Below are 23,653 nucleotides of genomic sequence, written 5' to 3' on the forward strand. Positions count from 1 at the left end.
CCACCGGGCGGGCCCGGTAGGGCTCAGGTCCGGGGGCCGCCCGCCACGTACAGGACCTGCCCGGACACGAAGCCGGAGCGCTCGTCGACGAAGAAGGACACGGCCTGCGCGATGTCGTCCGGCCCACCCGCACGCCCGACGGGGATCTCCGCCACGCGCTGGGCCAGGTAGTCGTCCCACGGCACCCCGATCCGGTCCGCGGTCGCGCGCGTCATGTCGCTGACGACGAAGCCGGGCGCGATGCAGTTGGCCGTGATCCCGAAGCGGCCCAGCTCGAAGGCGAGCGTCTTGGTGAAGCCCTGCAGTCCCGCCTTCGCCGCGGCGTAGTTGGCCTGACCGCGCTTGCCCAGCGCCGAGGTCGAGGACAGGTTCACGATCCGGCCCCACCCCGCCTCGACCATGTATCGCTGCACCGCCCGGGTGACGAGGAACGACCCTCGCAGGTGCACACCCATGACCGCGTCCCAGTCGGCCTCGGTCATCCGGAACAACAGGTTGTCCCGGGTGATGCCGGCGTTGTTGACCAGCACCGTGGGCGGGCCCAGCTCGGCCTCGACGCGGTCGACGGCGACCTGCACGGCATCGGCGTCGGCGACGTCGGCGGCCACCGCGACCGCGGTCCCGCCCTCGGCGACCACGGCGTCGGCGGCGGCCTTCGCGGCGCTCTCCTCCAGGTCGAGGACGGCGACGGCGAACCCGTCACGGGCGAGACGGCGCGCGGTGGCCGCGCCGATCCCGCGGGCGGCGCCGGTGACGATCGCGACGCGTGACTCGGACATCGGGGAACACTCCTCGGGGTGGGGATGGTCAGGCCGGCCGGAGGACCCGGCGCAGCCAGTGGGTGCGGCGCTCCACCGCGGCGACCGAGACGGCGGCGGTGGGGGCGAGGATCTCGAAGCAGTGGTAGGCGCCGGGCCACACGTGCAGCTCCGCCACTCCCCCGGCCTCCCAGATCCGGGTGGCGTAGCCGACGGCCTCGTCGCGGAACGTGTCGACGGAGCCGACGTCGACGAACGTGGGCGGCAGACCGCTCAGGTCCGTCGCGCGCGCGGGGGCGGAGTACGGCTCCACGGCCGGTCCGCCGCGGCGGGCGCCGAGCCGGGCCTCCCAGGCCGTGCGGTTGGCGGTGCGGTCCCACACGCCCACGCCGTCGAGCTGGCGGCTCGCGGGGGTCTGCTCGCGGTCGTCGAGCATGGGGCACAACAGGAGCTGCCCGACGGCGCGCGGGCCGCTGCGGTCCCGCGCGAGCAGCGCGGTCCCGGCCGCGAGCCCGGCACCGGCGCTGTGCCCGGCCAGGACCAGCCGGGACGGGTCGACGCCGAGCTCCGCGGCGTGCCCGGCGACCCAGACCAGCCCGGCGTAGCAGTCCTCGACGGCGGCCGGGTCGGGATGCGCGGGTGCGAGCCGGTAGTCGACCGACACGACCGGTACGCCGAGCTCGACCGCCCACGGGAGTACCAGGTCGATGCCGAACCGGAAGTCACCGAGGACGACCCCGCCACCGTGGATCCAGTACAGCGCGGGCGAGCCGGGACGGGTGTCCGGGGGGCACGCCACGAGGAGCCGCAGGTCGGGGGCGTCCGCGCGGGCGACGGTGACGGTCCGGACGTCCACGCCGTACTCGCCGGCGATGGCGGTGAGCGACGGCGCCGACGCGGCCGCCCCGGAACGCAGCGCGGCCAGCATGTCCGGTGTGACCGTCGTCGGGACGTCCTCGGCGACCGCGAGGGCGGCGGCGAGCTCCGGGTCGAACGGAGGGTGGACCGGTGAGAGGTCCGTACTGGTCATGTCGTTCTCCGTGCTCGGTCGGTCGGCAGGGTCAGGTGCCGAGCAGCAGTACCTCGCCGATGACCGCGACGAGCGCGATCTCGGCTCCGGCGACCTGGTTCGCCGCGCTCTCGCCGCGCAGCTGGCGCACGGCCTGCACGACCCGTTGCAGCCGTTGCGACTCGCCGGTGTGCGAGTGCGACATGGTGCCGCCGTCGGTGACGATCGGGTAGCGCCCGGTCGCCTCGATAGCGTCTCCGGCGACGAGGTCGGCGCCCTCCCCGACGTCGCAGTAGCGCAGGGCCTCGAAGTACCGCACGATCTCCCACGAGAAGTTGTCGTAGAACTCGAAGACGTCCACGTCGTCGCGGGAGATGCCGGCCTGCGCGAACGCCGCGTCGCCGGCCTTGCGGCCCCACATCGCGACGCGGTCGTAGGTCGGCGGGTGGGTGTAGGTCGGCCCCCAGCTGTCCCAGGCGCCGCCCAGCACCCGCACCGGTCGGGCGTCGAGGTCGGCGGCCCGCTCGGCGGTGGTCAGCACCAGCGCCGACCCGCCCTCGCTGGTGGTGGCACAGTCCAGCAGGTGGTAGGGGTCGGCGATCATCCGCGAGGCGAGGACGTCCTCGGCCGTGTACGGGCCCCGGCCGAAGTAGACGGCCTCCGGGTTGCGGGAGCCGTTGTTGCGGATGACCGCGGCGACGTGCGCGATCTTCTCCCGCGGCACGGAGAAGCGGTGCAGGTACTGCTGCGCCGCCATCGCCCACTCCGCCGGGGTCATCAGGCCCCAGCACTCGATGAACTCGTGCGCGGGCCGCGCCCACGGGGCGACCGCGGCCCGGTCGGTGTACACGCCCGCCTGCCCACCGGCGAGCACCACGGTCTCGCAGGCGCCGGCCTCGATCGCGGCCGCCGCCTCGACGACGGCGGCCGGCCCGGGCACCTGCGCGCCGGTCCAGAACCAGGGGATCCCGAGCGCGTACCCGAACGCGTCGGCACCGCCCCGGTACTGCAGGCCGGGCAGCACGGTCAGCCCGTCGACGTCGGCCGTGGTGAGCCCGGCGTCGTCGAGCGCCCCGGTGATCGCGGCGAGCGTGACCGAGTCCGAGGTCTGGCCCTCGAGCACCCGCGCCTGCGGTGTGTTGTGGGCACCGACGACGACGACCTCGCGGCGCCTCATGCGACGAGCTCGAAGCAGGGCAGGGTGATCGCGTCGGTCACCGGGGTGAAGCGCACGCGCACGGCGGCGCCGATCGTGACCGCGTCGGGCGACGACCCGACGATGTTGGTGACCATCTCGTATCCCTCGTCGAGCCGGACGACCGCGACGACGTACGGCACGCCGAACGCCGGTGTCTGCGGGCGCCAGACCACCGTGAAGGTCACGACGTGGCCGGCGCCCGCCGACTCCACCCAGGTCAGGGCGTCCGCGTGGCACTCGCGGCAGAACTCCTGCGGGGTGAACACGTGGGTTCCGCACTTGTCGCAGCGCTGGACGAGCAGCCGGCCGTCCCGGCACGCGGCCCAGAAGGGCTGCGTGAGCGGCGACGGGTGCGGAACCGGTCTGTCCGGCGCGGTCACTCCTGGTCCAGTGGCCGACCGTCGGCGTCGAGGTGCTGGTCGAAGGGCAGCTGGTAGAGCCTGATCGCGTTGCCGCGCACGATCCGGTAGGTGATGGCGGGGTCGACTCCCGCGAACTGGTCGGCGAGATGGCTGCGGGTGTGCGGGAACGGCCCGTCACTGTGCGGGAAGTCGACCTCGAACATCAGGTTGTCGACGCCGATGTGCTCGGCGCTCGCGATCGCGTGCTTGTCGGCGAAGATGCAGCCCCACATGTTGCGCCGCACGTAGGTCGACGGCTTCTCCTTGAGCTTCTCCTCGCCCAGCGCCCACGTGTGGTGGGCGTAGGCGTGGTCCATCCGCTCCATCGCGTAGGGGATCCAGCCGGCCTGACCCTCGGAGTAGGCGAGCTTGAGCCGCGGGAACCGGTCGAGCACACCGGAGAACACGAAGTCGGCCATGGAGGCATACGAGTTCGCGAACTGGAGGACGGGCAGCAGCAGCAGCGGCGCCTCCGGCGGCAGCGTCATCAGCAGCGACGACGAGCCGATGTGCATGCACACCACCGTGTCGGTCTCCTCGCACGCGGCGAAGAACGGGTCCCAGTTGCCGTCGTGGATGCTCGGGTAGCCCAGGTGCCCGACGATCTCGCTGAACGCCACCGCGTGCACCCCGCGGGCGGCGTTGCGCCGCACCTCGGCCGCCGCGAGGTGCGCGTCCCACAGCGGCACGACCGGGGCCGGCACCAGCCGCCCGCCCGAGTCGCCCGCCCACTCCTCGACCTGCCAGTCGTTGTAGGCACGGATGAGCGCGACCCCGAGATCACGGTCGTTCTCGGTCTCCTCGCTGAACGCCTGCCCGCAGAACCGCGGGAACGACGGGAAGCCGATGGACGCCTCGACGCCCTGCTCGTCCATCGCCGCGAGCCGCGCCTTCGGGTCGTAGCACGCGGGGTCCATCTCGTCGAAGGTCACCGGCTCCTTGTCCCGCATCTCGGCGGAGGTGTGGACGCCGTCGAGCACGACGACCGCGCGCCGCGGCACGTAGACGGACTTCCCGAACACCCAGACGTCGCTGGGCATGCCGTTCTCGTCCTCCTCGAACCCGAACAGGTCGGTGTCCAGGCTGACCATCCGCCGCTCGACGCGCGGGGCCCCGTACTGGAACTTCCGCGGCAGCCATTGCTCGAACAGGTGCGCGGGCTCGACCAGGTGGTCGTCGACGGAGATGATCCTGGGAAGGTCGGTTGCGGTCATCTGTTCCTCACCCTCGGGTTGTGGTGGTGTGGGCGGCGCCGTCGGGAAGCGGTGACCCGTCGAAGAGCAGGCCCTGGTAGCGGCCGTCGGCCCGCCACTGCTCCACGATCCGTTCGAAGCGCCACACACCGGGCGCGAAGGGACCGTTGCGGCGGAAGGCCTCGATGTTCGGGTTGCCCTCGTTGTTGTAGTAGCCGGGCGTGCAGGTCGCGAGGAACTCGCCGTTGCGGCGGGCGGACTCGATCACCGTGCGCACCCAGGAGTCCTCGGCCTCCTGCTCCACGTCGACGGACCCGGCGCCGGCGGCGCGGGTGGCGGTGACGACGTCGGCGATGTGGCGGGCCTGGACGTCGAGGAGATGGGTCTGGTTCGACGAGATCCCGGCCTGGTTGATGGAGACGATGAAGAAGTTCGGGAAGCCGCGGGTCTGCATCCCGTAGAGCGTGGCGATCCCGGTCGCGAACTTCGCGCTGAGCGTGGCGCCGCCGCGGCCGGTGACGTCGTAGCCGAGCCGGCGCGAGAACGGTGCACCGACCTGGAACCCGCTGGCGAAGACGATGCAGTCGACCTCGTACTCGAACCCGTTCGCGACGACGGCGGTCTCGGTGATCTTCTCGACGCCCTGGCCGTCGGTGTCCACGAGGGTGACGTTGGGCCGGTTGAAGGTGGGGAGGTACTCGTCGTGGAAGGTCGGGCGCTTGCAGAGCGCGCGGTAGTACGGTTTGAGCGCCGCGGCGACCGCCGGATCGGTGACGATCTCGTCGACCCGGCCGCGCACCCCTTCCATCACCTCGAAGTCGACGTCCTCGTCGAGCACGCCGCCGTGCAGCGCCCGGTTGCGGAAGATCTTGGTCCAGCCGTCGTTCACGAGGTCCACGCCGACGTCCTCACCGGCGATGAACCCGGAGAAGTTGCGTACGCGCTCGTGCTGCCAGCCCGGCTCCAGCGCCGCGGCCCACGCAGGATCGGTCGGCCGGTTGTCCCGGACGTTGACCGCCGACGGGGTGCGTTGGAAGACGTAGAGGTGTTCGGCGCCGGCGCCGAGGTGCGGGACCGCCTGGATCGCGGTGGCCCCGGTTCCGATGATCGCGACCTTCTTGTCCGCCAGCCCGGTGAGGTTGCCGTACGCGTCCCCACCCGTGTACGCGTAGTCCCAGCGGGTGGTGTGGAACGCGTGTCCGGCGAAGCCCTCGATCCCGGGGATGCCCGGCAGCTTCGGCAGGTCCATCGATCCGGCGGTCATCGCCACGAACCGTGCGCGGAACCTGTCGCCGCGGTTCGTCGTGATCGTGTATCGCTGCCCGTCGTCGTCCCAGCGGACGTCCTGGACCCTGGTGTGCAGCAGCGCGTCGCGGTAGAGGTCGAAGTGCCGCGCGATCCGCCGGCAGTGCTCGTGGATCTCGGGGCCCTTGGTGTAGCGCTCGGTGGGGATGTAGCCCGTCTCCTCCAGCAGCGGCAGGTAGATGTAGGACTCGGTGTCGCAGGCGGCTCCCGGGTAGCGGTTCCAGTACCAGGTCCCGCCGACGTCCCCGCCCTGCTCGATCAGCCGCACCCGCTCGACACCGGCCGCGCGCAGCCGGGCCCCGACCAGCAGCCCCCCGAACCCGCCCCCGATCACCGCGACCTCGACGTCGTCGGTCACGGGTTCGCGGTCGGCCACCGGGAGGTAGGGGTCGACGAGGTAGCGCTCGAGGTCCTCGGTGATCTGGCGGTACTGGGCGGACCCGTCGGACCGCAGCCTCTTCTCGCGCTCCTGGCGGTACTTCTCCCGGAGCGCAGCGGTGTCGAGGGTGGGCGCGGTACGGGGGTGCTCGGTCACGGATGTGTCCCTTCGCCGCCGGGCGGCGTGCCTTTCGCGGGCGGCCGACGGCCTGCCTCACAGCTTTCTCGGACGGTGCGGACGGCCGGGGCCGCGGTCGGTGCGGTCACGACGTCAGAGCCGGCGCCGCGCGTTGGTGGCGAACTGCTCGACGACGGTCGCGTGCACCCCCACCGGGAGCTCGTGGCCGAGGCCGGGGATCACGACGAGCCGCGCGTCCGGGATCGCCGCGGCGGTCGCCACTCCCCCGTCCACACCGACCAGCGGGTCGTCGGCTCCGTGGATGACGACGGCCGGGAGCCGCAGCTCCCGCAGCGCGGGCGTGCGGTCCGGCGCCGTGAGGATCGCCGCCTGCTGGCGCAGCTTCCCCTCCGGGTGGTGGCAGCGGTCGTAGGCGTGGGCGGCCCGCGCGCGGACGTGGTCGGCGTCGAACGCGAACCCGCCGCCCGCCAGCGCCCTGGCCATGTCGACCTGGGCCTCGACGACCTCGGCCCGGGTGCGTGGGGCACCTGAGCGGATCACGGCGAGCACCTCAGGCCGGGCCTTCCCGACGGTGCGGTCCCCGGTCGTCGACATGATCGAGCAGAGCGAGTCGACCCGGTCCGGGTACCGGACGGCCAGCACCTGGGCGATCATCCCGCCCATCGAGGCGCCCAGCACGTGCGCCGTGCCGACGCCCAGCGCGTCGAGGAGGCCGACGGCGTCGTCCGCCATGTCCTGCAGGCCGTACACGGCGGCGTCGCGATCACCGCGCCGGGCTGCCTCGATGTCCGGGACGCCCGTGAGCTTCGTGGAGTGCCCGACGTCGCGGTTGTCGAACCGGATCAGGAAGTACCCGCGGTCGACGAACAGTGCGCAGAGCTCCAGGTCCCACGCGTCGAGCTGCATCCCGTGCCCCATGACCAGCAACAGTGCCGGGTCCCGCGGGTCGCCGTGGGTCTCGTATCGCAGGTCGATCCCGTTCGCCCGGACCGTTCCCGAGGCGGGTCTGCTCGGCGCCCGCGTCACCGGGCGGCACCGAGGTGGAGCAGTTCCCTGCCTGCGCCGGCGTGCACGGCCGGCTCCACAGCGCACCCGGCACAGGCCCCGGCGGCCACGACCTCGACCGGGGACTCGGCCGTGCGCAGCAGCTCGGCCACGTCGCCGAAGGGGAGATCGTCGTGGGCCACCAGCCCGAACGGGGTCCGGCCCTGCTCGTGGCGCAGGGTGGTCTCCACCCGGGCGATCACGGTCGCGTCGACCTCGCGCAGGTCGTCGCTGCCGTCGGGGTCGGCGTCGAGGAGGGTGAGGAACGCGGCTGCGGCACGGGCGGCCCGAACCGGCGTCTGGACGTGTCCCTCGGGAACGTCGGCCGGGAGGACCAGGCGGCGCACCAGCGGACCCGTGCGGGGAAGGCCCGCCAGCAGCGCGGCCGCGTGCGCGCCCTGCCCCCGACCGGAGACGGTGATGGTCGCGGGGTCGCCGCCGAAGGCGCGGCCGTGGGTCGCGACCCACGTCAGGGCCTCCATCTGGTCGAGGAGCCCGAAGTTGCCGTTGCCCAACCCGTCGCGCACCGCGGTCAGGTCGAGATAGCCCAGTGCTCCGCGGCGGTGCCGGGGCGCGACGACGACGATGCCGTGCTCGGCCGCGAGGCGGGCGCAGAACCGCCGCCCGGAGGCGGCGCCCGTCTCGTCGTCGAACCAGACGAGCACCGGCCGGCCCACGGCGTCGGCCGGCGTCCAGATGTCGAGGGTCAGTTGCGTGGCTTCGGCGAACGCGGCGCCGAGCGCGTCGGGCACGGCGCCCCCGAGCGGGGACCAGGTGTCGGGCCGGGGGCACGGCGCCGGTGGCGCGAAGCGCAGCAGGCCGACGGGCGGTGCGGCGTACGGGAGCCCGAGGAAGGCGCGGACCTGCGGGAACTGCTGGGCCCAGCCTCCCTGGACGGGCCCATCGGGCAGGGTGACGGTCAGGTGTGACATCGCGCTCTCCCCTTCCTGGCCGAACGGCTCACCGGTGGTACGCGGACCTCGCGACGGTGCGTCGGTGTCTCCACGACGGTAACTTCAGGATTCACTCCGGTCAATATTGGATCCCAGCTTTGGCATCACACCCGTCCGGACCGACCACGCCGTTGAAACGGGGTATGCCCCCGGTTGACGAGCCATCATAGGGAGTGGCCCCCCACTTGTCGAGACCACGTTCGTCCCCCGGACACGACGAAGCGCCGGTGGTGGCCTCCTCGGCCACCACCGGCGCTGCGCCTGCCGTCACTCCCCGTTCAGCGACTCCGGGAGCGGGGGGTCGATCGCCTGCAGCCGCGGCAGCACCTCGGCCGCGAACAGACGCATCGACCGCTCCGCGGTCTCGGCGGACATCCCCCCGAAGCGCGGGTTGACGATGAACTCGACCGCACCCGTCTTCTGCTGGATGAACTGCAGCTTCTCGAACACCTGGTCCGGTGTGCCCCAGGCCTGCGGGCGCGCGGCGTACTCCAGCATCTGCTCGTCCTTGGCCGGGTCGGTCCCCGGTCCGAGGTAGGGCGGGACCTTCGCGTAGTGCTCGTAACCCTTGACGCCGATGAACTGGGACGGGTCGTCGAGGCCGTACTGCTTCGCGCTGCTGTTGTAGCTCTCGAGCATGTGGGTCGACATGACCCCCCACGCCTCGGCCTCGCTGTCGAAGCAGGACAGCATGACCTGGACGGTCGGCTGCGTCGGCCCGAGCCCGATGCTGCGGCGGATCTTGTTGACCTGCTGGATGTCCTCGGCGTACTCGTCCCAGCTCTTGGTGTTGGTCATGATCACACCGTGGCCGGAGTTGGCCACGATCGGCAGCGTGTCCGGGCTCTGCCACGCGATCCGCATCCGCTCCAGCAGTCGCTCCGGGTTACGGAAACCGGGACGGATCGAGGTCTCCGGGATCTGGAAGTGCTCGCCCTCGAACGAGAACCACTCGTTCTTCAGCGCCCGGCGCAGGATCTCGACCGACTCGGCGAACCGGCCGCGGGCATGCGGCATCGGGACGCGGAACCGGTCGAACTCCTGCTTCGCGGCGCCACGGCCGAGGCCGATCGTGAGCTGCCGACCCTGCAGCATGTTGTCGAGCACGCTGATCTGGTCGACCACGGCGAGCGGGTCGTACCAGGGCAGGACGACGACGATCGAGCCGAAGTCCAGCTTCGTGGTCTTGCCGGCCATGTAGGTGAGGTGCTGGAGCGCGCCACCGGTCATCGCGTAGGGGGTGAAGTGGTGGTCCACCGCCCAGTAGGAGTCGAAGCCGAGCGGCTCGACGAGGCCGGCGAGGTGAAGGTCCTCCTCGTAGATCTGCTGGTCGGTGATCGCCGGCGGACCCGGCTGCCTCGACTTGAAACGGTCCCAGTCCGTGTAGTTCTGGAAGTAGAGATGGACACCGATCTTCATGATCACTTCCTCGGGAGTCCGACGACGGCGGCCGTGGGCGGGCGTTGCCGGGGCTCTGGCCACGCAGCAACTCGAATAAGATTCGAATCTGGCAGGGTTAGGATCGCAGGCAGCCCCATCGACGTCAAGGCTGTACCGGAAGGACCCCCCACTTGACGAGTCCGTCGCCGGGGGTGTGTGATTCCGACTCGACTTCGAACCTACTCCGGTTCGAAAACAGCACACCGACATCGACGTCCGCGGAGGAAGCCCGGTGCCCGACCCCACCCTGTCGCCCCCGGCCGCACCGCTGATCGGCGGCCTGCGGTTCGCCGAGGCGCCCCGCTGGCACGCGGGGTGGCTCTGGTTCTCCGACATCTTCGCCCACCGCGTGCTCCGCGTCGACGAGTCCGGGAACCAGGAGATCGTCCACGAGTTCACCGACGGCGAGCACCCCTGCGGCCTCGGCTTCCTCCCCGACGACCGGCTCCTGATCGTCAACATGGCCCGCCCGGAGATCCTGCGCCTCGATGCGCCCGGAAAGATCGCCGTCCATGCCGACCTGGCGGAGTTGGCCGTCGGCGCCCTCAACGACATGGTCGTCGACGCGCAGGGCCGCGCCTACGCGGGATCGATGGGCACGCACGACCCCGCCGCGCCGCGTCCGGTCGACCCCGACGGCCGGGTGATCCTGGTCGAGCCGGACGGCTCGGCACGCCTCGTCGCCACCGAGGTCGACGACCCCAACGGTCCCGTCCTGCTGCCCGACGGGACCTACGTGGTCGCATCCTTCCCGTCGGCCCAGCTCATCGGCTTCGACCGCGGTGCCGACGGAACCTTCACGAACCGCCGGGTGTGGGCCGATCTGGCCCCCGGCAGCGCCGACGGCATCGCCGCCGACAGCGAGGGGGCCATCTGGACGGCGTCACCCCTGCAAGGTGTGCTCCGGCGGGTGCGGGAGGGCGGCGAGATCACCGACGTCGTCCCGATCTCCGACGACATCGCCCGCAAGATGCCCCTGGCCTGCGCCCTCGGCGGCGTCGACGGCCGGACGCTGTTCGTGCTCTGCCTGCTCGGCGGGGTCGAGGCGATCACGGCGGGCACGACCGAGTCCGTCGTCGAGACGGTCCGCGTGACCGTCCCCGCCGCGTAGGGGACGACGGTGGAGTTCGGGCTCTTCTTCGCCCAGCAGCTGCCCCGGCCGTGGGGACCCGACGCCGAGCTCGACCTGTTCCAGGAGAGCCTCGACCAGGTCGAGCTGGCCGACCGGCTCGGGTTCGACTACGCCTGGGCGCCCGAGCAGCACTTCCTCGAGGAGTACTCGCACTCGTCCGCACCAGAGCTGTTCCTGGCGGCCGCGAGCCAGCGGACCAGCACCATCAGGCTGGGGCACGCCGTCGTCCTGATGCCCCCCGGCTACAACGAGCCCGCACGCGTCGCCGAACGGATCTCGACGCTCGACGTGCTCTCGCGCGGGCGCGCCGAGTTCGGCATCGGGCACTCGAAGACGCGCATGGAGCTGGAGGGCTTCGGCGTCGATCCGCAAGCGCGGCACGAGATGTCGCTCGAGGCGCTGGGCCAGGTCACCGAGATGATGGCCCGCGAGCCCTACCCCGGCCACGTCGGCAGGTACGTCTCGATGCCCGCGCGCAACGTCGTGCCCAAACCCGTGCAACGGCCTCACCCTCCACTGTGGATCGCCTGCTCGGACGACGAGACCGTGCGACTCGCCGCGCGGCTCGGGATCGGGGCTCTCGCCCATTCCTTCTTCGACCCGGCCGAGGCGAAGGCGGTCGTCGACGAGTACCACGAGACGTTCAGACGCGAGTGCGTGCCGATCGGGCACACGGTGAACCCGCGGGTCGCGACGATGGTCCCCTTCCACTGCCATCCCGACGCCGACGTCGCGCGCGACCGTGGGGAGCGGGCCGGCAGCTTCTTCACCTACGCCGTCCGGCACTACCACGTGTTCGGCCGGCACCGGCCCGGGTCGACGAACCTGTGGGAGCGTTCGGAGGTGGTCCGCGAGGAGCTGGGCGGCGCCATCCCCCATCGCGGCGAGCACGCCATCGGCTCTCCCGCCGAGCTGACCGAGAGGCTGCAGGCGTACCAGGAGGCGGGGCTCGACCAGACGATCCTGCTCCACCAGTTCGGGCGGTTGCCCTACGCCGAGGTCCGGGCGTCGCTCGAGCTGTTCGCCACCGAGGTGCTGCCCGGGTTCGCCGCGCAGCACGCGCAGATCAGGGCGCGCCGCGACGCGGAGCTCGCCCCGTACGTCGCGGCCGCGCTGGCCCGGAAGGAGCGAGCCGCCGCGGCGACGTCGCCGCTCGTCGACGCCTACGGGCTGAGCCGGCCACCCCTGGAGGACCCCGATGCCCATCCCCCGCATGTCAGGGACCTGCTCGCGGAGCTGGCTCGGATGGCCGCCGTGGCGAGGCGACTCGACTCCTGACGCCGCATCGCGGCGGTCAGGGGCAGGGCGGTCAGGGGCAGGGCCGTCAGGGGCAGGGGTGGATTCCGGTGAGCGCGAGACGCACCAGGCGCCGCGCGGTCGCGGAGTCCTTCTCGGTCGCCGTTCCGATCGCGTTCATCAGGGTCATCAGGTCGCTCCCGGTCACGCCGGCGCGCAGCACACCGGCGTGCGCGGCCCGGTCCACCAGGACCTGCAGCTCGTCGGTCAGCCGGTCCGTCACGCAGATCTCGTCGGCCGTGAGGCCGTCGCCCCCGACCGTGTCGGAGCTGCCCAGCAGGGCGATCCCGAGACCACGGTTGTCGGCGATGTAGGCCGTGGTGTCCTCGACCCACGTGTCCAGCTCGGCGGCCGGGTCGAGGCCCGGCTGCGCCGCGGCGTGCTCGCACAGCTGCTCGACGCCCTCCCGGTACACGGCTTCGAGCAGGGCGTGCCGCGACGGGAAGTGTCGGTGCAGGGTCGCCGAGCCGAGGCCCGCCCGGCGCGCGATCTCCTCCAACGACGCCTGAGCGCCCTCCTGGCGGATGAGCTCTGCGGCGGCTGCGAGCAGCCGCGCCCGGTTGCGCCGTCCGTCCGCGCGCAACGTCTTCACTGCAGGCACGGCACTCCTCTCCTCGACAACCGGACCTCCTCGACAACCGGGGTGGCCCTCGATATCGTAGCGCAGAGATAAACGGGGTGGTACCCCGTTTAGTCAGGACTCGAACCGAGGAGAACTGTCATGAGTGAATTCGTCCTGGTCACCGGCGCGACGGGCCAGCAGGGCGGCGCCGTCGCCCGGGCCCTCGTCGCGGCCGGTACCCCCGTCCACGCGCTCGTGCGCGACACCCGCAGCGAGAAGGCCCGCGCACTGGAGACGCTCGGGGTCCGGCTCGTCCACGGCGACCTGGACGAGCCGGCGACCCTCAAGCCGGCCCTCGACGGGGCCCGCGGTCTGTTCTCCGTCCAGACCCCCGACTTCGCGAACCTGGGCGCGGACACCGAGATCGAGCGCGCCCGCACCCTCGCCACCGCAGCCGCTGCGGCCGGCGTGCCACAGATCGTGCACACCTCGGCCTCGGGGGCCACCCGGATCATCGACGAGGAGCGCTGGGGCCCCTTCGTCGGGCACGCCTTCCGGGTCAAGACGTTGACCGAGGACGCGCTGCGCGAGGCCGGCGCGGGGTCGACGACGATCCTGCGGCCGTCCGCCTTCATGGAGAACTTCCTCACGCCCTCCTACTTCTACGCGCCGGGCTCCACGGAGAAGATCCTCGTCGGCTACGACCTCGACGTGCCGCAGGCGTTCATCGCGGTCGCCGACATCGCCTCCGCGGCAGCCGCCGCGTTCGCCGACCCGCAGCGGTTCGACGCGGTCGAGCTGGAGCTGGCGGGCGAGCGGATCAGCCTTCGCCAGGCGGCGGCCACCCTGTCGCGGGTGTGGGGCCGGCCGATCACACTGCCGGCGAGCCGCGACGCCGCGATCGCCGACGGGCTGCCCGAGGTGTTCCAGCAGTCGCAGGGCTACCTGAGCGCGCACCCCGCGCCGGCGTTCCCGGAGTACCTGCGCGCGTTCGGCCTGCCCGTCACCACCCTGGAGGAATGGGCCCGCGGCGTCGCCTGACGACGCGTCCCGACGAGGAGGGTTCGATGGGTTCCACCGCCGCCGGCTCGCTGTGCCGCGTGTCGAAGGGGTCCCCGACATCCTTCCCGACCGGGACGCGATCCGGCGGTGGCTGGTCACGACCTGGGAGGGCATGGCCGCGCGGCGCTACGGGGGCGCCACCACGACCTCCCGCACGGTGACGGTGCTCGCCCCGCGCACGGTGCTGCTCCGTGCGCGGGGCACCCGGCACGACGTGTCGGATGCCCCGCTCGAGGACGTCGACGTCCGCTACGTGCTGGTCCGCACCGGGTGCGACGACCCGTGGCGGATCGCGGTCGTCACCCCGGTCGATCCCACAGGCATCACTTGATGGCGAGCGGGTTCACCGGCGACCCGACCGCGCCCACGAACTTGATCGGCGGGCCGGTGAACAGGAACTCGTAGACCCCGTCGTTCGCGCAGTCCGCGGCGAGCTCCTCGAAGTCGAGGATCTCACCGAGCGGCATGCCCATGTCCCGGATCAGCACGCAGTGCACCGCGAACTTCTCGTCGCCCTCGCCCGGCAGCACCTCGATCGCCCAGTTGTCCGAGCACAGTGCCGCGACGTCACGATCGGCGAGCCACTGCGCGCAGGCCAGCCCGATGCCGGGCTCCCCGTTCATGAACGCCGCGGGGTCGCCGGTCGTGGTGAACACGCGCCGCCACCCCGTCCGGATCAACAGGATGTCCCCCGCTCCCACGGTGACCCCCTGGGTCCGGGCGGCCTCGTCGAGGTCCGCGGGGGTGATCGAGTAGCCGCGCTCGAGGTGGTCCACCCCCTTGAGCCGGGCGATGTCGAGCAGCACGCCGCGCCCGGCGATGCCCTTGCCGAACTTGTCGATCGCGAGCTTCCCGGCCCCGCGCGGCCCCACCTCGGCGGCCGGATAGCCGTTGTAGAGCAGGTCGTCGTAGAAGACGTGGGACAGCCCGTCCCACTGGGAGGCGGCCTGCAGCGGCATGAAGATGTAGTCGTCGGCGAAGTGCATCCCGCCCGGGTAGACCTGCCCGGCGCCGGTGTCGCGCATGAGGTGCACCGGGTTGATCCGCCCGCCCCCGGGCTGCGGCCCGTCGGAGGCGAAGGGGATGCCGAGGTCGAAGATCCGGCCCGTCCGCACCAGCCCCGCGGCCGCGACGACGGCCTCCGGCGTGATGAGGTTGAGCGTGCCCAGCTCGTCGTCGGGGCCCCAGCGGTGCCAGTTGCTCAGCCGGCGGCCCACGTCGCGGAAGCGTTCCACGTCAGATCCCGATCGCCCGGCCGACCAGGCCACGGTGGTGACCCGGGGTGCCGAGCAGGAACTCGCTGCTCTTGGCCCGCTTGTAGTAGAGCTGCACCGGATGCTCCCAGGTGAAGCCGATGCCGCCGTGCAGCTGGATCGCCGTCGCGGCCGCGCGGGTGCAGGTGTCCGAGCAGACCGCCTTCGCGACGGACGCCGCCAGTTCGAACTCCGGGTCGTCCTCGGCCGCTGCGCGCGCGGCGTCCTGCGCGGCGGACCGGGCCGACTCGATGGCGACGAGCATGTCGGCGAGCTTGTGCTTCACCGCCTGGAAGGACCCGATCGGGCGGCCGAACTGGTGCCGCACCTTCGCGTACGCGACGGTCATCTCGAGAACCCGTTGCGCCCCACCGACCTGCTCCGCGGCCAGCGCCACCGCCGCGAGGCGCAGCGCGCGCCGGACCCCGTCCCACGCCTGCCCGCTGCGCCCGATGAGCACCGCGGGTACCCGGTCGAGGACGACGCGCGAGAGCGGGCGCGTCAGGTCCAGGGTCAGCTCGACCTCGACAGTGCAGCCCGCGGCCCCCGGCTCGACCGCGAAGAGCGAGAGCCCGTCCGCGGTGTGCGCGACGACCAGCAGCAGGTCCGCGACGTGCGCCGCGGGCACGAAGCGCTTCACCCCGCTCAGGGTCCAACCGGCTCCGGCCGGTTCGGCCCGCATCCGGACGGCGGACGCGTCCCAGCCACCGTCCTGCTCACCCAGGGCGAGCGTCGCGACCAGCCCGCCTGTCGCGATCTCCGGCAGGTACCGCGTGCAGGCGACCTCGTCGCCGCTGTGCTGCAGGACGTTGGCCGCCAGCGCGACGGTGGCGAAGAAGGGCGACGGCAGCAGCGCCCGGCCCATCTCCTCGAACACGACGCACAGGTCCTCGTAGCCGAACCCGGCGCCGCCGTGGGCCTCGGGGATCGCCATCGCCTGCAACCCGAGCTGGTCGGCCATCACCGACCACAGGTCGCGGTCGTACCCGGCGGGGTCCTCCGACAGCCGACGGACGTCGGCCTCCGTCGAGCGCCGCTCGAGGAGGCCGCGGACCACCCGGCGGAGGTCGTCCCTGGCTTCGTTGCTGCTCATCGTGTCGTCCATGGCTCAGCCCCGCGGGATCCGGGAGAACGGGAGGTGCTTGTCGCCGCGCGGCTCGGGCGGCAGGCCGAGCACCCGGTCGGCCAGGATCGTGCGCATGATCTCCGACGTGCCGCCCTCGATCGTCTGGGCCCGCGAGCGCAGGAACCGGCGGCGCAGGTCGGACTCCCCCTGGGCGGCCAGGGCCGCCTCGGTGTAGGCGACCGGCTCGTAGGAGTCGTAGAGCAGGCTCTCGTCACCGAGCAGGTCCAGGCAGAGCTCCAGGGCGTCCTGGTTGAGCTCGGCGTAGACGAGCTTGCCGATCGAGCCCTCGGGGCCGGGGATGCCGGCCGTCCGGTTGGCGGCGGCCCGCACGGTGTTCAGCCGCTGGACCCGCGCCCGGACCCACAGCTCGATCATCCGGGTGCGCAGCTCGGCGTCGCGCTCGCGGCGGTGGTAGAGCTCCAGCGCGAGCTCGGCCGGGCCCTTCTCGTCGCGCTGCCGGTTGAACAGGACGCGCTCCTCCATGAGCGTCGTCATGGCGACCTTCCAGCCCGCCCCGGGCGCGCCGATCCGCGCTGCGTCGGGAACCCGGACGCCGGTCAGGTAGACCTCGTTGAACTCGGCCTCCCCCGTCATCTGCCGCAACGGCCGGACGTCGACGCCCGGTGAGCGCATGTCGAGCAGGAAGTACGTGAGCCCCTGGTGCTTGGGCAGCTCCGGATCGGTGCGGACCACCAGCATCCCGACGTCGGAGATGGTCGCCATCGAGCTCCACACCTTCTGCCCGTCGACGATCCAGTCGTCGCCGTCGCGGACGGCGCGCGTCGTCAGGCCCGCCAGGTCCGAACCGGCGCCGGGCTCGGAGAAGAGCTGGCACCAGCGTTCGTCGCCGACGAACAACGGCCGCAGGTAGCGCTCCTGCTGCACGCGCTCCCCCCAGGCGACCAGCGTCGGGGCGCCCATCGCGTAGCCGAGCCGGTTGGTCGCGGCGCCGTCGGGTGCACCGGCCTCCGCCAGGCGCACCACCACCTCCCGCTGCAGCTGTGGCGCGACGCCCAGCCCGCCGAGCCCGACGGGGAAGTGCACCCACGCCAACCCCGCGTCGTACTGCGCCGCCAGGAACTCGCGTCGGGCGGTCGTCGCCGGCGGGTGGTCGCGCAGGAGTCCCTCGATACCGGCTCGCACCAGGTCGATCTCGGACATCAGACGAACCCCTCGGACCGGAAGGCACCGTCACGCCAGTCGAGGGCGGCCTGCAGCCCGCCCTCGTCGAGCCGTTCACGGAACGCCCGGGCACCGGGGCGGAAGTTGCCGCTGAAGGAGTGCCACGCCCAGGACTGGTCGAAGTGCGTCTTCATGCCCTGGATCTCGTAGGCCTGGTTGACCGAGTGCTTGTTCGCGGCCAGCAACCCCGGGGCGATCGACGAGATGGCCCGCAGCTCGCGCTGCGTCTGCGCCTCCAGCTCGGCGGCCGGGAAGGACTTCACCACCCAGCCCATCCGGGCCGCCTCGGCGCCGGTCACCGAGTTCCCGGTCAGCTGGAGGTACTTGGCCTGCGCCATGGTCATCTTCCAGGGGAAGAACGGCACGTCGGGGCTGGTCATCCCGCGCATGGGCGGGTAGCCGATCCGGGCGTCGTCGGCGACGAAGGCGATGTCGCACATCGACATGAGCTCCGTGCCGCCGGCCACGCAGTGCCCGTGCACCATGGCGACGACGGGCTTGAGCAGGTCCCAGATCGTGTACCAGTCCCGAACGCAGCTGCGCGCCCACTGGTCGGTCCAGCCGTCGAACTCCGCGGCGTCGACCCAGCGTTCGGGCCGGACGCCGTCGTCGCGGTAGTAGCCCGAACTCTGCTTCCCGCTGGTCTTCGGCCCGGTGGAGAGGTCGTACCCGGCGCAGAACGACGGTCCGGCCGCGCGGACGAGCACGACCGACACGTCGTCGTCGGCCTCGGCGACGCGCAGGGCATGGATGATCTCGCGGCGCATCAGGTAGCTGAGCCGGTTGCGCTTGTCCGGGACGTTCAGGGTGATCGTCGCCACCCGGTCCGCGACCGCGTAGAGAATCTCCTCGTAGCCGGCCCGGGGCTCTGTCGTGGTCTCTGTCGTGGTCACGAGCGGTCCGATCTGGTCGGGGGGTTGGGCGTGTCGACGAGTGCGCGGAGCTCGCGCTTGAGCACCTTCCCGGCGGCGTTGCGCGGCAACGGGTCCGGGCCGATGAGGAACCTGGTGGGAACCTTGAAGGGGGCGAGCATCGGTGCGGCGTGCGCGCGCAGGTCCTCCGCGGTCACGACCGCTCCGGGTCGCACCTGCACCACGGCCGCGACCTCCTCACCGAGCCGGCGGTCCGGGACGCCGACGACCGCGACGTCCTCGACCCCGGGGTGGTCGCCGAGCCGTTCCTCGACCTCGGCGCAGTACACGTTCTCACCACCCCGGATCACGACGTCCTTGATGCGGTCGACGATGGACACGAAACCGTCGGCGTCGCGGCGGACCAGGTCCCCGGTGCGGAACCAGCCGTCGGGGGTGAACGCCCCGGTGTCCTGGTTCCAGTAGCCGCGGGCGACGTTCGGCCCGCGGAACCAGGCCTCGCCGACCTCGTCGGGGCCGACGTCCGTACCGTCCGCGGCGACGACCCTGACCTGCGAGGTCGGGAAGGCCCGGCCGACGGACAGGGGGCGGCGGAAGTAGTCGTGCGATCCGATCATCATCATGGCGCCCGTGGTCTCGGTGAGCCCGTACCCGGTCGCGGTGCCGGTCCGGCCCTCGAACAGGGTGCCGATCCGGTCGATCAGCACAGCGGTCGACTGGGCGCCGCCGGTGGCCAGCGTGCGCAGCGACGGCAGCCGGGTGCCGGTGCGCTCGATCTCGTCCATGAGCTGGCGGGCGACGGGCGGCACCGCGGTGAGGGAGTCGACCTGCTCCCGCACCATCAGCTCGACGGCGCGGCGCGCGTCCCACCGGTACATCAGGACCAGGTGCAGCCCGGTGATCGCCGCCGAGACGACGCGGGGCAGGTAGGCGACGTGGAACAGCGGCCCGGTGACGAGCATCGTCGGTCGCTGCGGTGCCGGCGCCACGTCGTCCCCGCGGTCCCGGGCGAGCTCGGCCTCGACCATGGCGTGCACGCGCATGTTCATCGAGGTCGTGAGGTGCGCACGGTGGGTGGCGACGGCGCCCTTCGGCCGGCCGCTGGTGCCGGAGGTGTAGAGGATCGTGGCGTCGTCGTCCGGGTGCAGGGGCACGGTGGCGGGGTCGAACCGGCGATGCTCCCGCGCCAGGACGGCGGTCCACTCGTCGTCGCCGCGCACGGTGTCACCGGGGCGGACCTCGACGACGGCCCGCAGCGCCGGGAGCTGCGCCCGCCGGGCCTGGACGGCCTCGGTGCGCTCCCGGTCCGCGACGAGCAGCCGGGCCTCGCAGTCGGCGAGCGCCGCGGCCAGCTCCGGCCCGGTCCACCAGGCGTTGAGCGGGACACAGACTGCTCCGACACTCACCGCCGCCGCGAACGAGACGATCCACTCGGGATGGTTGCGCATGGCGATGGCGACTCGGTCGCCCTTGCCGATCCCGTACCGGTGGACCAGGAGCGTGGCGAACCGGTCCACGGCCTCCTGGTGCTGCGCCCAGGTGTGGCGCTCGTCCTCGTAGGTGACGGCGAGCCGGTCGCCCCAGTGGCCGCCCCCGGCCATGACCTCGCGCAGACTCGCCGGAGCGTTGACGTAGACGGGATGCTCGTCGCGACCGATGCGGACGCGGCGGAGCGCGAACTCGCCGTCCCCGTCGGTCAGCCGGGCGATGATCGCAGCGCGGCGTTGGGTCTCGTTCACTCGCCGACTCCTTCACAGGCGGCCGCGGGCGCATCGATGCGCACGCGGCCCACCTTCGTTCCCCACCGACGCTACGTGCGGGATACCAAAGCGTCAATACTGGATCCTATTGATGCTATCGGCCGACCCACCTCGGCGCCCGCTTCTCGACGAAGGCACGAGCACCCTCGGCGGCGTCCGCGGACTCACGCACCCGCTGCGCCGGGCCCGCCTGGCCGGCGAACCCCTCGGCATCGGCCGCCCAGCCCGCCGTCAGCACCTGCTTCGTCGCCGCCACGGCGAGCGGGCCGTTGGCGGCGATCCGGGCCGCGAGCTCGCGCGCGGTCGCCAGCGCCGCCCCGTCCGCGACCAGCCGGTTCACCATGCCGAAGCCGTGCGCGTCGGCCGCGGTGAACCGCTCACCGAGCAGCGCGATCTCCATCGCCCGGTGGTACGGGACCCGGCCCGGGAGCCGCAGCAGGCCCCCGCCGGCCGCGATCAGGCCGCGCTTCACCTCCGGCAGCCCGAACACCGCGGACCCGGCTGCGACCACGAGGTCGCACGTCAGCACGATCTCGGTACCGCCGCCGAGCGCCGGGCCCTCGACGGCCGCGATCAGCGGGGTGGCCGGCGGCCGCTCCACCAACCCGGCGAACCCGCGGCCCTCGACGGTCGGTCGCTCCCCCGCACCGAACGCCGTCAGGTCCATCCCGGCACAGAAGAAGCCACCCGCGCCGGTGATGATCCCGGCCCGCAGCCGCGGGTCGGCGTCGAGCCGGTCCATCGCCGCGGCCAGCCCCTCGGCGACCGCCCGGTTCACGGCGTTGCGCACCCGCGGACGGTTGATCGTCGCCACCAGTACGCCGTCGGCCACGTCCACCAGCACCGCGTCGTTCACGTCCGCACCGCGCCCAGCACGTCGTCGGTGTGCTCGCCCAGCAGCGGGGTCGGGGTGACACCGCCCGGCGTGAAACCCCGGTAGCGGGCCGGTGTGCGGACGGCCAGCTCAGTGCGACCGCCCGCCTCCACCGTGACCGCGAGCTCCGCCTCGGCGAAGGCCGCCGAGCCGATCACCGAGCTCCAGCCGCGGACAGGCGATGCCATCACCCCCGCCGCCGTCAGCAGCTCCACCCACTCGGCCACGGTGTGGGCGGCCAGCGCCGTCTCGAGGGTCGCGGCCAGCTCGACGGGATGCCGGGCCCGCTCCAGCTGGTCGGCGAACCGCGGGTCGGCGCGCAGATCGGGCCGCCCCAGCACCTCGGTGAGCAGGTTCCAGTGCTTCGGCACGTAGGCGAAGAGCATCAGCCAGCCGTCGGCCGCGCGGAACGGGCCGGACGGGGCGACCGCCATCGACGAGCGCCCGGTCTCGGTGAGGTGGGCGTGTTCCGGCACGGTGTGCAGCTGGCGGGTGATGTGGGGAGCCTGCATGCTCACCGCGACGTCGTAGAGGGCGACCTCCACGGCGTCGCCCTGCCCGTGCCGCTCCCGGGCCAGCAGCGCGGCGAGGATCGCCTGCGCGAGGACGTGCCCGCTGCACGCGTCGACGACCGTCGGGGCGGGCAGCAGCGGTGCCCCGTCCGCCCTCGTCAGGCCGGTGAGCAGGCCTGACTCGGCCTGGATCAGCGCGTCGATCCCGGGCCGGAGGTGCTGGTCACCGTCGCCGGAGAACGCGGACAGGGAGGCGTGCACGAGCCGCGGGTTGCGCCGGCGCAGCACGTCCGCGCCCAGCCCGAGCCGGTCGAGGACACCGGGCCGGAAGCCCTGCACGAAGACGTCCGCGGTGTCGGCCAGCGCGAGCAGCCGGGTGACGTCCCCGTCGTCGTGCAGGTCGAGGACGACCGACTTCTTGCCCCGGTGGTGCGGCAGGAAGTACGGCCGCAGGTCCTCCTGGCCGGGGATCGTCGAGCGGATGTTGCGACCCGCCTCGCCGGTGGGCGGCTCGATCTTGACGACTTCCGCCCCGAGGTCGACCAGTACCTGGCAGGCCAGCGGCCCGGCGACGTTGGACGTCAGGTCGAGGACCCGCATCCCCTCCATCGGCCGCCGGTCGGTCACATCTGCGGTCACAGCTGCGGTCACGGTCCCTCCAGGACACCCACGGGGTACGACGCGCCCTCGGCCGGGTGCGCGAAGGTGATGCGGACGGGCGACCCGGCGGCGGGCTCCCCCGCCGCGGTGAGCCGGACCTGCAGCCACGGCCCTTCGGTCAGCTCGACGATCGCGGTTCGGAACGGCACGGCGTCGGCGAAGTCCGGATGTGGCGCGGTGTGCACGAGCGCCCACGTCACGACGATCCCGCGGCCCGCCGCGGCCACCCACTCCAGCGGCCCGCAGCAGGTCGTGACCTCCGGCGGGTGCCAGGCCCCACATCCCTTGCAGCGCAGGAGCAGCAGCTCGTCGCGGGCGGCCGCGGCGAAGAACGGCGCGGTCGCGGCGTCGGCCTCGATCGGTGGTCCCGGCGTCGTCATCGCACACGCTCCCGGCGGTGGGGGGACAGGACCACGGTCGAGTGGTGGTCCAGGATTCCGCCGTTGCCGCTGACCATGACCACGTCGTGCCTCGGGACCTGCCGCTCGCCCGCGTGCCCGCGGGCCTGCAGCACGGCCTCGGTCAGCGGCGTCATGCCCCACAGGTAGTAGCCCGACAGCTGCCCGCCCCCGGTGTTGACCGGCAGCGAGCCGCCCGGTGCGGTGTGCCCGGCGGCGACGAACGGACCGCCCTCCCCCTTGGGGCAGAAGCCGTAGTCCTCGAGCGTGACGACGACGGTGTAGGTGTAGCAGTCGTAGAGCTCGAGGACGTCGACGTCGCCGGTCCGGACGCCGGCCATTCCCAGCGCGTCCGCGCCGGACCGCGCGGCGCCGGTCGTGAGGCCGAAGCCGGAGCCGCGGGCGGCCGGGTACCCGGGGTGGCCCTGGCCGAGACCGAGGACGTGCACCGGGGGCCGGGCCAGGTCCGCGGCCCGGTCGGCCCGGGTGACGACGACGGCGGCACCGCCGTTGGACACCAGGCAGCAGTCGAGCAGGTGCAGCGGTTCCGCGATCCACCGCGAGGCCTGGTGCTCGTCCAGGGTGAGCGGTCGGCGCATCTCGGCGAGGGGGTTGAGCGCGGCCCACCGCCGTTGCGCGACGGCGACCGCACCGAGCTGCTCGCTCGTGGTGCCGTAGGTCTGCATGTGCCGCCGGGCGGCGAGGGCGTACTGCACGGTCGGGTTGCCGCCCGCGACGGTGCGCAGCGCGGGTGCACCGGTGAGCGCGTAGCGGCGGCGTCCCGCGTAGGCGGCTCCCGAGGACTCCCCCGCCCGGCGCGGCGCGTCGGCGAAGACGCAGGCGACGACGTCGGCGAGGCCGTGGGTGACGGCCGCGGCGGCGTGCGCGAGCATCGCACCCGCGGTGGCGCCGAACGCCTGCATCGCGCTGAGCAGCCGGAGGTCGCGCAGCCCGAGCCGGCGCTGCAGGGAGACGTCGACGTCCTGGGTCGTGCCCGAGCTGACCAAAAGCCCGTCGACGTCGGCGAGGGTCAGCCCGGCGTCGGTGACCGCACGGCGGACGGCGTCCGCGGCGAAGTCCGGTGCGCTGCGGCCGTACACCCGGCCGACCTCGGTGATCCCGAGGCCGACGATCGCGGCGTCCATC

At 72.7% G+C, this 23,653-nt stretch carries 23 protein-coding genes; 4 read left to right on the forward strand and 19 right to left on the reverse strand.

The window, feature by feature from the left end; translation table 11 throughout:
* Positions 1-23: 23 nt before the first annotated feature.
* From fabG to PSU4_RS06090, 9 genes are all read right to left on the reverse strand, one after another.
* Positions 24-779, reverse strand: a complete 756-nt coding sequence (fabG, locus tag PSU4_RS06050; RefSeq protein WP_147103248.1) for a 3-oxoacyl-ACP reductase FabG — start codon at positions 777-779, stop codon at positions 24-26.
* Positions 780-807: 28 nt separating this feature from the next.
* On the reverse strand, positions 808-1,788 hold the full coding sequence (locus tag PSU4_RS06055; protein ID WP_147103250.1) for an alpha/beta hydrolase: 981 nt from the start codon (positions 1,786-1,788) through the stop codon (positions 808-810).
* A 31-nt stretch (positions 1,789-1,819) separates the two neighbouring features.
* Positions 1,820-2,944 (reverse strand): thiolase family protein, encoded by a 1,125-nt coding sequence (locus tag PSU4_RS06060; protein ID WP_147103252.1) that lies wholly within the window; start codon positions 2,942-2,944, stop codon positions 1,820-1,822.
* Complete coding sequence (locus PSU4_RS06065; protein ID WP_147103254.1) at positions 2,941-3,345, reverse strand: Zn-ribbon domain-containing OB-fold protein; 405 nt, start codon at positions 3,343-3,345, stop codon at positions 2,941-2,943. The genes PSU4_RS06060 and PSU4_RS06065 overlap by 4 nt, the downstream gene beginning before the upstream one ends.
* On the reverse strand, positions 3,342-4,580 hold the full coding sequence (locus PSU4_RS06070) for an amidohydrolase family protein (protein ID WP_147103256.1): 1,239 nt from the start codon (positions 4,578-4,580) through the stop codon (positions 3,342-3,344). Before PSU4_RS06070 ends, PSU4_RS06065 begins: the two co-directional genes overlap by 4 nt.
* A 7-nt stretch (positions 4,581-4,587) precedes the next feature.
* Positions 4,588-6,399: a flavin-containing monooxygenase gene (locus PSU4_RS06075; RefSeq protein WP_147103258.1), complete on the reverse strand. Its 1,812-nt coding sequence runs from the start codon at positions 6,397-6,399 to the stop codon at positions 4,588-4,590.
* A 114-nt stretch (positions 6,400-6,513) separates the two neighbouring features.
* Positions 6,514-7,407, reverse strand: coding sequence for an alpha/beta fold hydrolase (locus PSU4_RS06080; RefSeq protein ID WP_246114966.1), 894 nt, complete (start codon positions 7,405-7,407; stop codon positions 6,514-6,516).
* Positions 7,404-8,357, reverse strand: coding sequence for a carboxylesterase family protein (locus PSU4_RS06085; RefSeq protein WP_147103260.1), 954 nt, complete (start codon positions 8,355-8,357; stop codon positions 7,404-7,406). Before PSU4_RS06085 ends, PSU4_RS06080 begins: the two co-directional genes overlap by 4 nt.
* Before the next feature lie 288 nt (positions 8,358-8,645).
* Positions 8,646-9,797 (reverse strand): LLM class flavin-dependent oxidoreductase, encoded by a 1,152-nt coding sequence (locus PSU4_RS06090; protein WP_147103262.1) that lies wholly within the window; start codon positions 9,795-9,797, stop codon positions 8,646-8,648.
* Between the two features lie 253 nt (positions 9,798-10,050).
* On the opposite strand from PSU4_RS06090, the gene PSU4_RS06095 reads away from it, so the two are divergent.
* Entirely contained in the window at positions 10,051-10,929 is an 879-nt protein-coding gene (locus PSU4_RS06095) for an SMP-30/gluconolactonase/LRE family protein (protein WP_147103264.1), read from the forward strand.
* A 9-nt stretch (positions 10,930-10,938) separates the two neighbouring features.
* Entirely contained in the window at positions 10,939-12,228 is a 1,290-nt protein-coding gene (locus tag PSU4_RS06100; RefSeq protein WP_147103266.1) for an LLM class flavin-dependent oxidoreductase, read from the forward strand.
* 46 nt (positions 12,229-12,274) lie between these two features.
* Here PSU4_RS06100 and PSU4_RS06105 read toward each other — a convergent pair whose 3' ends face one another.
* Positions 12,275-12,847 (reverse strand): TetR/AcrR family transcriptional regulator, encoded by a 573-nt coding sequence (locus tag PSU4_RS06105; protein WP_147103268.1) that lies wholly within the window; start codon positions 12,845-12,847, stop codon positions 12,275-12,277.
* A 120-nt stretch (positions 12,848-12,967) separates the two neighbouring features.
* Between PSU4_RS06105 and PSU4_RS06110 the strand changes: the two genes are divergently transcribed.
* Positions 12,968-13,849, forward strand: coding sequence for an NmrA family NAD(P)-binding protein (locus tag PSU4_RS06110; RefSeq protein ID WP_147103270.1), 882 nt, complete (start codon positions 12,968-12,970; stop codon positions 13,847-13,849).
* Between the two features lie 52 nt (positions 13,850-13,901).
* Entirely contained in the window at positions 13,902-14,201 is a 300-nt protein-coding gene (locus PSU4_RS06115) for a DUF6841 family protein (protein ID WP_147103272.1), read from the forward strand.
* Here the strand turns inward: PSU4_RS06115 and PSU4_RS06120 are convergent.
* The 9 genes from PSU4_RS06120 to PSU4_RS06160 form a co-directional block, all read right to left on the reverse strand.
* Positions 14,194-15,105, reverse strand: a complete 912-nt coding sequence (locus PSU4_RS06120) for a cyclase family protein (protein WP_147103274.1) — start codon at positions 15,103-15,105, stop codon at positions 14,194-14,196. The two genes, PSU4_RS06115 and PSU4_RS06120, sit on opposite strands and share 8 nt — an antisense overlap.
* 1 nt (position 15,106) lies before the next feature.
* Complete coding sequence (locus PSU4_RS06125; protein ID WP_147103276.1) at positions 15,107-16,216, reverse strand: acyl-CoA dehydrogenase family protein; 1,110 nt, start codon at positions 16,214-16,216, stop codon at positions 15,107-15,109.
* Positions 16,217-16,231: 15 nt separating this feature from the next.
* Positions 16,232-17,410 carry an acyl-CoA dehydrogenase family protein gene (locus PSU4_RS06130; protein ID WP_186816769.1) on the reverse strand — a complete coding sequence of 393 codons (1,179 nt, stop codon included), beginning with the start codon at positions 17,408-17,410 and terminating at the stop codon, positions 16,232-16,234.
* Positions 17,410-18,324, reverse strand: coding sequence for an enoyl-CoA hydratase-related protein (locus PSU4_RS06135; protein WP_147103280.1), 915 nt, complete (start codon positions 18,322-18,324; stop codon positions 17,410-17,412). The genes PSU4_RS06130 and PSU4_RS06135 overlap by 1 nt, the downstream gene beginning before the upstream one ends.
* On the reverse strand, positions 18,321-20,042 hold the full coding sequence (locus PSU4_RS06140; RefSeq protein ID WP_147103282.1) for a class I adenylate-forming enzyme family protein: 1,722 nt from the start codon (positions 20,040-20,042) through the stop codon (positions 18,321-18,323). The genes PSU4_RS06135 and PSU4_RS06140 overlap by 4 nt, the downstream gene beginning before the upstream one ends.
* 115 nt (positions 20,043-20,157) lie before the next feature.
* On the reverse strand, positions 20,158-20,919 hold the full coding sequence (locus PSU4_RS06145) for a crotonase/enoyl-CoA hydratase family protein (RefSeq protein ID WP_147103284.1): 762 nt from the start codon (positions 20,917-20,919) through the stop codon (positions 20,158-20,160).
* Positions 20,916-22,100, reverse strand: a complete 1,185-nt coding sequence (locus tag PSU4_RS06150; RefSeq protein ID WP_246114967.1) for a CaiB/BaiF CoA transferase family protein — start codon at positions 22,098-22,100, stop codon at positions 20,916-20,918. The genes PSU4_RS06145 and PSU4_RS06150 overlap by 4 nt, the downstream gene beginning before the upstream one ends.
* Positions 22,097-22,489 (reverse strand): Zn-ribbon domain-containing OB-fold protein, encoded by a 393-nt coding sequence (locus PSU4_RS06155; protein WP_147103286.1) that lies wholly within the window; start codon positions 22,487-22,489, stop codon positions 22,097-22,099. Before PSU4_RS06155 ends, PSU4_RS06150 begins: the two co-directional genes overlap by 4 nt.
* Complete coding sequence (locus PSU4_RS06160) at positions 22,486-23,652, reverse strand: thiolase C-terminal domain-containing protein (RefSeq protein ID WP_147103288.1); 1,167 nt, start codon at positions 23,650-23,652, stop codon at positions 22,486-22,488. The genes PSU4_RS06155 and PSU4_RS06160 overlap by 4 nt, the downstream gene beginning before the upstream one ends.
* Position 23,653: the final 1 nt, after the last annotated feature.

This window comes from Pseudonocardia sulfidoxydans NBRC 16205 (genome assembly GCF_007989085.1).
Taxonomy (GTDB): Bacteria; Actinomycetota; Actinomycetes; order Mycobacteriales; family Pseudonocardiaceae; genus Pseudonocardia; species Pseudonocardia sulfidoxydans.